The sequence below is a fragment of the Dapis hubbardiae BLCC-M172 genome, assembly GCF_050016015.1.
In the GTDB taxonomy this organism is placed as follows: domain Bacteria; phylum Cyanobacteriota; class Cyanobacteriia; order Cyanobacteriales; family Microcoleaceae; genus Trichodesmium.
Map to the genome: position 1 here is coordinate 1 of NZ_JBNHEQ010000173.1, position 10,875 is coordinate 10,875.

General features: G+C 33.3%; 8 protein-coding genes. 2 read left to right on the forward strand and 6 right to left on the reverse strand.

Features of this window, described 5'->3' with window-relative positions; genetic code table 11:
* Nucleotides 1-429: 429 nt before the first annotated feature.
* Together ACP6PK_RS15700 and ACP6PK_RS15705 are read right to left on the reverse strand one after the other, a co-directional pair.
* Nucleotides 430-981, reverse strand: a complete 552-nt coding sequence (locus tag ACP6PK_RS15700) for a DUF2062 domain-containing protein (RefSeq protein ID WP_094674223.1) — start codon at nt 979-981, stop codon at nt 430-432.
* A 292-nt stretch (nt 982-1,273) separates the two neighbouring features.
* A complete protein-coding gene (locus tag ACP6PK_RS15705) occupies nt 1,274-2,578 on the reverse strand; it encodes a hypothetical protein (protein ID WP_426560646.1) in 1,305 nt (434 codons plus the stop codon).
* A gap of 495 nt (nt 2,579-3,073) precedes the next feature.
* On the opposite strand from ACP6PK_RS15705, the gene mnmE reads away from it, so the two are divergent.
* Complete coding sequence (mnmE, locus tag ACP6PK_RS15710) at nt 3,074-4,465, forward strand: tRNA uridine-5-carboxymethylaminomethyl(34) synthesis GTPase MnmE (protein WP_426560648.1); 1,392 nt, start codon at nt 3,074-3,076, stop codon at nt 4,463-4,465.
* 332 nt (nt 4,466-4,797) lie between these two features.
* On the forward strand, nt 4,798-5,211 hold the full coding sequence (locus ACP6PK_RS15715; RefSeq protein ID WP_426560650.1) for a hypothetical protein: 414 nt from the start codon (nt 4,798-4,800) through the stop codon (nt 5,209-5,211).
* Between the two features lie 152 nt (nt 5,212-5,363).
* On the opposite strand, the gene ACP6PK_RS15720 is transcribed toward ACP6PK_RS15715, so the two are convergent.
* The 4 genes from ACP6PK_RS15720 to ACP6PK_RS15735 all read right to left on the reverse strand — a co-directional run.
* Nucleotides 5,364-5,876 (reverse strand): DUF3122 domain-containing protein, encoded by a 513-nt coding sequence (locus ACP6PK_RS15720; RefSeq protein WP_094674233.1) that lies wholly within the window; start codon nt 5,874-5,876, stop codon nt 5,364-5,366.
* 161 nt (nt 5,877-6,037) lie between these two features.
* A complete protein-coding gene (locus ACP6PK_RS15725) occupies nt 6,038-6,670 on the reverse strand; it encodes a 4Fe-4S single cluster domain-containing protein (protein ID WP_426560652.1) in 633 nt (210 codons plus the stop codon).
* 39 nt (nt 6,671-6,709) lie between these two features.
* Entirely contained in the window at nt 6,710-7,504 is a 795-nt protein-coding gene (locus ACP6PK_RS15730) for a radical SAM protein (RefSeq protein ID WP_094674237.1), read from the reverse strand.
* Nucleotides 7,505-8,778: 1,274 nt separating this feature from the next.
* Nucleotides 8,779-10,875: glycosyltransferase family 2 protein (locus ACP6PK_RS15735; protein ID WP_426560654.1), on the reverse strand; the 2,097-nt coding region annotated here is incomplete at its 5' end.

The following is a 10,875-nucleotide window of genomic DNA, read 5'->3' on the forward strand; positions in this document are numbered from 1 at the left end:
TGATAACAAATAATTGTTTTTTTGCCTATTCCCTATTCCCTATTCCCTATTCCCTGTTCCCAGTTAAGTGTTCCCTATCTTCTTTTTTTATATTTCCTGATACATTCAACCTCTTAGATAATTCTTTTCTTAATATATAGCAATCCTAAATAGGTCGTAACAATTTTTGTAATAGTTAATTTGGGCTAAAAACCTTGAAAATTCTGACTCCTGACTCCTGACTCCTGACTCCTAACTACCAGGAAAATATTACAACTAAAATAGGATTGCTATATATATTATATACAGTTGAAAATCTATTATCATTCTTGAAATGTGCAACCCCCATTATTGGGAGAAGCTTTCAACCTAGATTCAATTAATTATCAATTATCCATCAGATTATATTGTGTCAATAAAATCACTAGACAAATTTCCAAACAACTGAATTTAATATAGATTATTCCCTAAGTTTTTTCGGCGCTCTCTACGCCACCAACGGATTAGTTTTAACCCCACAAAATAACTTAATATTCCTCCTATTATACCCATTACCAAACAACCTAAAAACAGAGACATGACAAATTGAGTTCCATATTGCATTAACTCTGAAAATGAAAATATACTTTCAGGTACAAACTCTTGTTGACAGTTAAGTAACCATCGACCAACTTGAAAGTTAATTGCATATATTGGTAAATAAGTTAAGGGATTACTTACCCAAGTACCAGCAGCTGCTGCAATTTTATGACCTTGGAATAGGGTCGCTAGTGCTATACCAACTATGGTTTGCAGACCAAAGATAGGAAATAATCCAGCAAACACTCCTAGTGCTAAACCTCTAGCAATATATTCGGGAGTCCCCCGCATTCGGATAAAGCGCCAGTATAAATATCGCCCGTATCTATGCAAATGGGGTAGTTTATTTCTTTGTGATGGAGATTTTTCTGTATTTAGCTTAGGTAGTAGTTGCTGAGGAATTTCTGAGATATTTTTGAACATACTCAAATAAGTTTACTTTTTCTAAATATTATATATAGCTTTAACCAAACAGCTACCCTCTTAACCAATGGATAATGGATAATGGATAATTGATAATTAATCAATCCGGCTTTATTGCCTCTCCTAAATAATAGATCATTGATAATGAATATTGCGTTCCACAAATATGTTGGCAATAGTCGAAAAGCTTTTCATATCGGCGACAGCCGAAAACAAAAATAATTATCAATTATCAATGAATGAACTGTTGCCTACTATATGCAAAAAGTTTATATCTTTTTCACGCTTCTGTCTAATAAAAGAAAGAAATATCTATTGTACCAAAATTTGTACTGAGGGCTATTTGCATATTCTCTAATGCTTTAACTAACCATTGAGATTTTTTTTGTGTAGAAAATTTGTAATGGTTAAACAAAATTGCAAATCGTTTCTCTAAGTTTGGTCTAACTAATTGACATACTAATAGGATTTTTAGTAGTAGTCCTATTGTTATTACGGGTCCCAAATTACTAATCAGATTAATAAATAAGAAATGTTCTGGTTGCTTTTGATTACGCAAAATAAAAAAGCTTAATAATTTATGACAGGTCTTAATCATTAAAAATTCACTTAATAGCTCATCATCACTATCAGACATCATGGTTTGTAAATATTTGTATAGTTTATCTTTAAGCTGAACTCGAATTTGATGAGGGGCAACATCAAAAGATGTAATTAGGTACTCATAAAAATTGTCTTTAAAACAGTGATATGTTATGGGTAATGTGCTATAAGCTAAAAACCGTTTAGCATAATTTCTATAAGTTTCATTACCTTCTACTTTACCTACAAATTGTTTGATTGATAATAAGAGTTCGTCATTTGATAATAAGGTGGGATTTTTAACGGATTGTAATTGTTTAGTAACTATAGAGCTTTTAAGTTTACTAAGCTGTAGTCGGGCTTGTTGAGTAACATAATGGGATAAATTAATTTCATATTGTTTCTGTTTTTGCATTTGCATTTTTCTGATTACTTGTTGATGTTCTTTACTACTATTTGGATTAATCAATAAATATTTATATAAATATGGATAATGGTAATGGAGATTTTCTAAAGGTTGATTGAAATTGTTATTACTATCATTTTTATATGATAGATTCATTAGTTCTACTATACGTTTTAAGCTCAAATACTGTTGACTATGAGTAAAATTTCTGACAAGTTCTAGCATTTTTTTTGTGTGGCGAGAAGTATAATAGGAAGATTCAGATTTATCGCTCGCTTGTTTAAAGAAAGTCATTAGTTTTTTTAAAGCGTTTTGTTTGTCTTGAGGTAGTTGCTGATGATTTATCAATATATAACAGCAACGATTCAAGATATAATTGAATTTTTCTTGGCATTCTGGGAATTCTATAATTTTCCTTAGCGCTGTCGATATTTCTGGAGTTTGGTATGGGGAACATTGAATAAATAGTATCCGAAATCGCTCAATAATTTTATCGATGGATTCTGTTGAAACCAGTTCTAAAAAGTGATGATAAATCTTTTGTTCTTCTACACTTATTTTTTGCTTGTCGGAATATGTAGTGATGATTTTTTGACTTTGATATTTCATGGATATATGCCTCCTGGAAAAAATAATATTGTTGTTAGTGCAGCTTGGTAGAAATAATCCGCGAGTTAATCATTAGATTTGTCGCTTTATCAAATAAAAATTTTTGTCTCTCAACTTTATTGAGTTACAAAGCATTTTAATTTCATATAGTCATATCTCAGTAAAAATACGATTGTTAATAACCTGATTATTGACCATAACATAGGCAAAGAAAAAAAGTTGTCGATATCGACAGTAAAGATCGACAACTTTTTGAGAAATTCAAAAACTATTGTAGGGTAATATATTCAGCATAAATTGAGTTAAAATCGACAAAAGTATTGTTGAAATTTGTCGATCTTCGACAACATTAATTATCATAGATTGTGGTAAAATAAATATTCTAATGATTGTTGTTGCTATAATTGTTCTCACAGAAAAAAATTAAATTCAGTATCTCCATTCTCCCTATTGCAAGAGGTACTGATAACTGATAATTGATAATTGATAACTGAAATGACTCCTGGAAATACTATTGCCGCGATCGCTACTGCTATTGTTCCCCAACAAGGAAGTGTGGGGATAGTCAGGATGTCTGGTTCTGAGGCGATGAAAATTGCTAAAATTCTATTTCATGCACCGGGGAAACAGGTTTGGGAGACTCATCGCATTCTCTATGGTTATATTCGTCATCCCCAAACTAACCAACTAATAGATGAAGCTTTATTATTAATTATGAATGCTCCTCGTTCTTATACTCGTGAGGATGTAGTAGAGTTTCACTGTCATGGTGGAATTATTGCCATACAAGAAGTATTACAATTATGTATTGAGGCGGGGGCGCGACTAGCTCAACCAGGAGAGTTTACTTTACGAGCTTTTTTAAATGGACGATTGGATCTGACTCAGGCTGAAAGTGTTGCGGATCTGGTGGGTTCTCAATCTCCTGCTGCTGCTCAAGTTGCTTTGGCAGGTTTACAGGGTAAGTTAGCTAGTCCAATTCGTCAGTTAAGAGCTGGTTGTCTGGATATTTTGGCCGAAATAGAGGCCAGGATTGATTTTGAGGAGGATTTACCGCCTTTGAATGAATCTGAGATTAGTCAAAAAGTGGATAGTATTTTGGTGGATTTGTCAAGGGTATTAGCAACGGCAAGTCGGGGGGAGTTGTTACGGACTGGTTTGAAGGTGGCTATTATTGGACGTCCGAATGTGGGTAAGTCCAGTTTGTTAAATGCTTGGAGTCGTAGCGATCGCGCTATTGTGACGGATCTTCCTGGTACAACTAGGGATGTGGTGGAGTCTCAGTTGGTGGTGGGTGGTATTCCGGTGCAGGTTTTGGATACGGCGGGTATTCGCGAAACTGAGGATCGGGTGGAAAAAATTGGGGTGGAGCGATCGTGCCGGGCTGCTGAATCTGCTGACCTTGTTTTATTGACTATTGACGGTAAAGCTGGTTGGACGGAGTTAGATGAAGTTATTTATCAACAGGTAAAAAATCGTTTAAAAAATAGTTCTTTGATTCTAATAATTAATAAAGTTGACTTGGTTCAGTCAGAATTAATTAAGTCGATTTTTTATCCAGAAACTATTAAAAATGTTGTGACTACAGCAGCTATTAATAATCAAGGGATTGAGGAACTGGAAGCAGCGATTATTGATGCTGTAAATTTGGGTAATGTGCAGGCAGAAAATTTAGATTTAGCTATTAATCAAAGGCAAGCAGCAGCGTTAACTAGAGCAAAGGTGGCTTTGGAGCAATGTTTAAATACTATCAAAAATAATTTACCTCTAGATTTCTGGACTATAGATTTAAGGGGAGCAATTTATGCTTTGGGAGAGGTTACTGGTGAGGATGTAACGGAATCTGTTTTGGATAAAATTTTTAGTCGCTTTTGTATTGGAAAGTAATTTTTCAGCCGTTGCATAATCTAGATATGAATTATAAATATTTACCTCCTTTCAGACCATGGATGAAAAAAGAATGTTACAAAAACCATGAAAATTATACCCGCGCTTCAGCAACGCCATTTTTCAAAGTTTGGCCTCCTGCTATTTGGCTAAAGATAATGCTCAAACTGAGTTAGGGATTACTTCTGACTTCTGACTTCTGACTTCTGAATTCTGACTTGCGCGTAGCCCTGAGAAAATTATGAGAATTTTGATGACAATTTATGATAAATTGTGATAAAGTTTTACATAACATAACAAAAGAAACACAAAAATAAGGGTAGAAGAAAAAGATGACTGGCTTTATTAGAGGATTGTTTGGAGGAAGCGATAATCAACCAAAGGAAGATTTCTTCCTAGATCAAGATGCTGCAAGTAGTCTAGGTGATGTAGATTTTATGCGGAAATCTAAGACAGTTAAGAGGAGCTATCCCAAAGCAGCAGGTAAAATTAATTTGATAGAAGGAGAGACAGAAAAGGCTGTTTCTTCTATGCAAATAAGAGAAACTGGAGCAGAAACAAAACCTGTTTCCTATTCTGCTCCTGTAGCAACTCCTCCTGTAGCAACTCCTCCTACAGCAACTGTTCCTGCAGAAACTGCTCCTGCAGAAACTCCTACTCCTCAATTCGAGCCTGTAATATCTCGTACTCCTGATTCTGGTATGAATATGTTCCGGGACATGGCTCGTAATATCAAGAAAAGGTAATAATTATAATTAGCAGGATTTTGGTTACCAAAGCCCTACTAAATTAATTAAAATATAGCAATCCAATTTAATGTTTGAGATTCTAGCATTGAGCAGATAGATTTATTGCATAATGACAGACTTTCAATAGCTAGTAAGGATTGCTATATTTTTTATTTGCGACTAATAACTTCTTGCCATTCTAACAAGACTGGAAAAGGTATTTTGATTTTTGCTGGTTGGTTAGTTTTTAAGGGTAAAGATAGAAAAATTTTAGCATTTGTTTCGAGGTCAAACAAAACTTCTGGAAATTGATACTCACCCACGTTAGTAGCTGGTGCTTTTTCCGCAAAATTATCTCTAGCTAGGGATATTTTATTCTGACCATAACTAATTTTTAAAGGTTGTGGATGAGTAAATTCTACAGTGCCAGGAAAACCTACTAGGCGCAGATTAATAGTATCTAATTCACCTGATTTTAAACGTTTATAAAATACTACTTGCCAAGGTTTTCTTTCTTCGTCTCTTAAAGTATGTTTGACTTGATAAACTATTTGAGCAGGTGTTTCTTCTATTTCTCGAATTAGAGCATTTGCTGAGTTAAGTTTAAAGCTACCTTGATAAACTAATATCAGGAAAACTAATCCAATTATCAACATAATTTGCGAGAAAAATTGTTTAATCATTTAATTAACTTGCTTAATGTTAATTATTTATGTTTTTATATTTCTGTAGGGACGTTGCATCAACGTCCCTACAGCCTTAACTAGCTATTAGCTTTTAGCATTTCTTTTCCAGGAGGCTTTTCATTTGGGAACCAAACTGTTAACTGTTAACTGATAACTGATTAATTCTCTCCTAAACCTAACTGTCCCCAATAACCAGTAAATATCCGACTGCCATCTTTCAGTACATGAATTTCTAGGAGATCGCTTGCCCAATTTAATTGATTTTTTAACACTGGATTAAATACTCTGACTCTTTGATTACTGGAAGAAACTAGAGAATTAGGAGAGTGAATAGCTAAGGTTTCGACAAAAGGTCCATCAATCAAAATATCTAATTGAGATAATAATTCTTTAGCACCAACGGGAGCATTTTTTGATTGTAATTCTCTGAGGGTAAATCCGCTAAAAGACATTACATTTAAACCTCTAGATTTTAATATTTTTGCTAATTCTGCTAGTGCTGATGCTTGTAAAAAAGGTTCTCCTCCAGAAAAGGTAACTCCTGTGTTGCGAGGATTATTTAATATTTTATTTGCTAGTTCTTCAATACTTATTAATTGGTTAATATCAAAAGACCAAGAATCGGGATTAAAACAGCCAGAACATCCCTTTTTACAGCCTTGTATCCATACTACCGCACGACAACCAGGACCATTTACTTCTGACTCATCCACATAACCCATAATATTCAAATATCCTGGTGGAATTTGTACTGGTGTTGTTGTTGATAATTTAGCTGTTAGGTTACTCATATTTGACTCCTTTTTTTTTATTATCAAAAAATCTGAATACTATTTCTGTTTATAACGAACCGGAATGTTTGTATTTTTGTAAATTTCATCTGCAAATTCTTCTAAAATATCTTGATTAACACACTTGAGTTTCTGTACTGCATAAGGGTGAAATTCTGTATGGTTTCCCCTGGCATCTAGTTGATGTTTTAAAGGTTTAGGTCGCGTAGGTGTGTTGAGTTGAATTTCATCAGGTTTTAGAGATTTTATCAAGTTAATATATTCGGCTCTTGTTTGAGGATTCCATGGAGATAATATCATTGTTTGAATAGCTAATTTACCTTGATATTTTTCTCTAAATTCTTGTATTCCTTCCCAGATATCTGAGAGATTAAATGTTTCTGCTGGTCGATTAATTCCTTGTAGTTGTCTTTGATTAATTGCATCAATTTTGATTGATACTCTCTCTGCTAAATTTAATGCTAATCTAACTTCTGGATTGGTTAAGGTTGTACCATTTGTTAATACTAAAATTGGTTTATTTGTTAATTTTTTTGTTTCTTGTATAATCTCTTGTAAGTTCAGAGCTAATGTCGGTTCTCCACTGCCACTAAGAGTAATAATATCTACATCCCACGGTGCAAATTTTTCTAGTTCTAATAAGATTTCTTCTGTCGGAACGTAGATTAAGCGATCGCTTGTTTTTTGTTGGATTTCTCCTAGCTGACAGTAAACACAATTGAATGAACAAGTGGAAATTTTTCCTATGGGATCTATGCCTAGGGAGCGACCATATCGCCAAGATTTTACTGGTCCATAAACTGGTATAAATTCATCAGTTGATTTTGTCATCATTTGATTTGATTTTTTATTATCGTATCTATTAATTATTGATGAAATTTACCGAAAAATTAAGGTATAAAGCCTCTCCATTCATGGAGAAAAAAGCGGTTAAGGGATGGCGAGGAGACCTAGCCATATCCAATCAACCAAGAGAAGAAAAAAAAATCCTTGAGCGCCAATCCTTCTATTACAGAAGAGGTAATTATTAATTATTAATAATTAATTGTTCAAGGTTCTATATTTCAGTTTATTTATTGGATTTTTCAACATTATTAATAGCTGCCAATTAATTATTTGTCATTTGTCTCTTTTGAGACCAACTTCAATATGAACTTAATTTTTATATTATTTATTATATAGGCAAATATTTATTGAAGTATTGTACTATACAAATCCTTTTTTTTTTACATAAATTAATAATATTGGTTTTTCTAAATTTGATTCTACAAGAGCAATCTTAAATGAATTAATGCTGGAAGGTTAAGAGTTATAAACTTATTTACCATAAAAAAGTATAGTAGCAATAAAAGTATAGTTTAGGGCAGTAGAAATAGTAGATATCCATTTTGAACTAAGAGGCAACAAGTAACAGGTAAAAGGAAACAATAAAACCTACTAATTTTGACTTAGACTGCTATATGTTCCTATTTAAAAATCGATTGTTCTGTTTATGTAGCAATCTTAGTTTTTTTTTAGGTAATACCCTAGAAAAAAGCGACAGCTCATCTGACAACAGGTAATACCAATTTGATAAATGTTTGCTACAAATAGCTAAGGCATTTCTTAGTCCTCAGGAGTCAGGAGTCAGGAGTCGTATGGGAATGGCTTCGATACCATTTTTGAGCTGCATAACTTATCTTTTTAGTCAAAGGGATATATCTTAATACCAAATTCAAAAAAGGCAGTTACATCTTAAGTTGTGATTTATTCCTAGAATAAAAAACTTTATAAATCCCATAAATTCTAAAAATTCAACCTTTTTTCCTCTTTTTGATTATTATTATTTTCTTTGCCTATTGCCTGTGCCGTGACTGTAGGAATATTTTATGAAATTGGTATTATCAAGTCTTTTAATCGTCTAAATTATTCGTAACATTGTTTTTTCAAAATGGTCTAATACCAAATATCAAAAGTTTTGCTACATATCTTTGGTAGTCAGGAGTCAGAATGATAAGAAGGAGTTAGGAATCAGTAGTAAAGACACCAATAAGTTTAAAAATGGAAGTATGTTGAGATGAAAATTTGGTATAGTCAACCATCAACAAATACCTGAAAAAAACTCACCATCAAATAGTAATAACCATATCTAACATTAATTGTTGCCAAACATCCGAATTTGTCAAAGCATAAACATCAAAATCATAACCATATTGTTGATAAAGACTGTTAAAACTATCCACCCAATGTTCAATAGTTTCTGTCATAGATAAAGGAGTATATTTCCCAGCTTGTCTTAAATATTTACCCATCTCAATTAAATCCCCATTTCGATGTGCCTGCCATCCTAACCAACTCAAAGTATAATAACGAGATTTTCCCTCTAATTGACGAATAGATATTGATAGATTTGGTCTGCTAAAAAAGTTATCTAAAACAGACATCATACTGACAGCTTGTTGACTATATTTTCTAGTAGCATTGCGATGATGTTGACGATAACAATAAGTAATTTTTGGCAACCAAACTGCCTCACAACCATTAATAGATAAACGTAAAACTAAATCAATATCCTCTCCATGATGCCAACGAGTATCAAAACCTCCAGCACTTTTTATCCAACTTTTACGAAACATCATAGAAATAGTTACAGGTTTCCAAACTACCCAAGTTTCTAAGTCTAATTCTAGGGAACCATGCCATAATTCTATATCAGAAATTTTCTCTCCTTTTTCATTAACTAAACGCCATCCACTATGCACAATTCCCAGAGAGGGGCGAGCATCAAAAATAGCTACTTGTTTTGCTAGTTTATCTGGTAAGAAAAAGTCATCAGCATCTAGGAAAGAAATAAATTCTCCCCGCGCCATTTCTAAACCTAAATTCCGGGCGTGGGATACTCCTTTATTTTCTTGATAAACATAGCGAATTTTATCTAGATAAGGTTCTAAAACTTGACGAGTATTATCAGTAGAGCCATCATCAATAACTATTATTTCGTAAGACGTATAAGTTTGATTAAAAATACTAGCGATCGCCTCTAAAATATAGTGACCATTATTGTAGGTGGCAATAATTACACTTACTCTCGGCGCAACTGGATTAAAAATATTACTAATTAATTTTTTCCATTCTGGTAACTGACTGAAATGATAAGCATTAAATTGATTTCCTTCTTGACTATCTAGCTTAGTAAATAATTCTATCCAAGTACAAATTGCTGCTGTGGGAGAGTCGGAAGTATAACTCAAAGATTTCTGCAAATAAGTTGCCATTTCTGAGAAATTACCAGCTTTATATAAACGCCAACAATTCCAAAGTAGAGACCTATATTTTATCTGTTTTTCTATTTGGCGTATCGCAGTAGGTAAATTAGGTTTCTGGAAAAATTCATCTAATAATTTTTCTAATTCCTGAGTAATTTTTTGTCGGTTATCCAAACCAGAGACACTACTATTCCGCTGTCGATAACAGACACAAACTTTCCGTAACCAAGTAGCTTTTCCCCCAGTTAAAGCTAACCGCAAAACTATTTCTAAATCTTCTGGAATATATCGCGAGTCAAACCCTCCATTCAGCTTTAACCATTCACTTTTAAACATCATCGCACTAGGCAAAGTCGCTTGCCACATTAACCAATTTTCTAAGTCTAATTCTTCAGCATTTTTCCACGGTTCTATATCTTTAATAGTCTGACCTTTTTCATTTACAAATCTCCACCCAGTTTGCACCATCGTTAAAGTTGAATCTTCTGCAAAACATACAACTTGTTCGGCTAATTTTTCGGGTAGAAAAAAGTCATCTGCATCGAGAAAAGCAATATATTCTCCCTGAGCTATTTCTATACCATAATTTCGAGCAATTGATGCTCCTTGATTTTCTTTATATACATATTTAATTAGACCTCTTGCAAAAGTCAAAGTTAAATTTTGACTACTCTGTTTTTCCTGAGTATTTTTTTCTAGTTCCTGTTGTTTATTTACTCTGGGAGAGTTTGACAAGAAGTCTAAAGTTAAATTTTGATTAGTTCCTCTTTCCTGAATATTTTTATCTGCTTCCTGCTGTCTGTTTCCTATTGGATAGTTTTGGGAAAAGTCGGAAGTTAAATTTTGACTACTTCCTGTTTTCTGAAAATTTTCTCCTGCTTCCTGCTGTCTATTTCCTATTGGGGAGTTTTGGGAAAAGTCGGAAGTTAAAATTTGATTACTTCCTACTTCCTGCTGTCT

Bases quoted from the DNA above. Each gene is read 5' to 3' on its own strand.
- ACP6PK_RS15700 (WP_094674223.1), bottom strand. From the start codon at position 981: ATGTTCAAAAATATCTCAGAAATTCCTCAGCAACTACTACCTAAGCTA.
- ACP6PK_RS15705 (WP_426560646.1), bottom strand. From the start codon at position 2,578: ATGAAATATCAAAGTCAAAAAATCATCACTACATATTCCGACAAGCAA.
- mnmE (WP_426560648.1), top strand. From the start codon at position 3,074: ATGACTCCTGGAAATACTATTGCCGCGATCGCTACTGCTATTGTTCCC.
- ACP6PK_RS15715 (WP_426560650.1), top strand. From the start codon at position 4,798: ATGACTGGCTTTATTAGAGGATTGTTTGGAGGAAGCGATAATCAACCA.
- ACP6PK_RS15720 (WP_094674233.1), bottom strand. From the start codon at position 5,876: ATGATTAAACAATTTTTCTCGCAAATTATGTTGATAATTGGATTAGTT.
- ACP6PK_RS15725 (WP_426560652.1), bottom strand. From the start codon at position 6,670: ATGAGTAACCTAACAGCTAAATTATCAACAACAACACCAGTACAAATT.
- ACP6PK_RS15730 (WP_094674237.1), bottom strand. From the start codon at position 7,504: ATGATGACAAAATCAACTGATGAATTTATACCAGTTTATGGACCAGTA.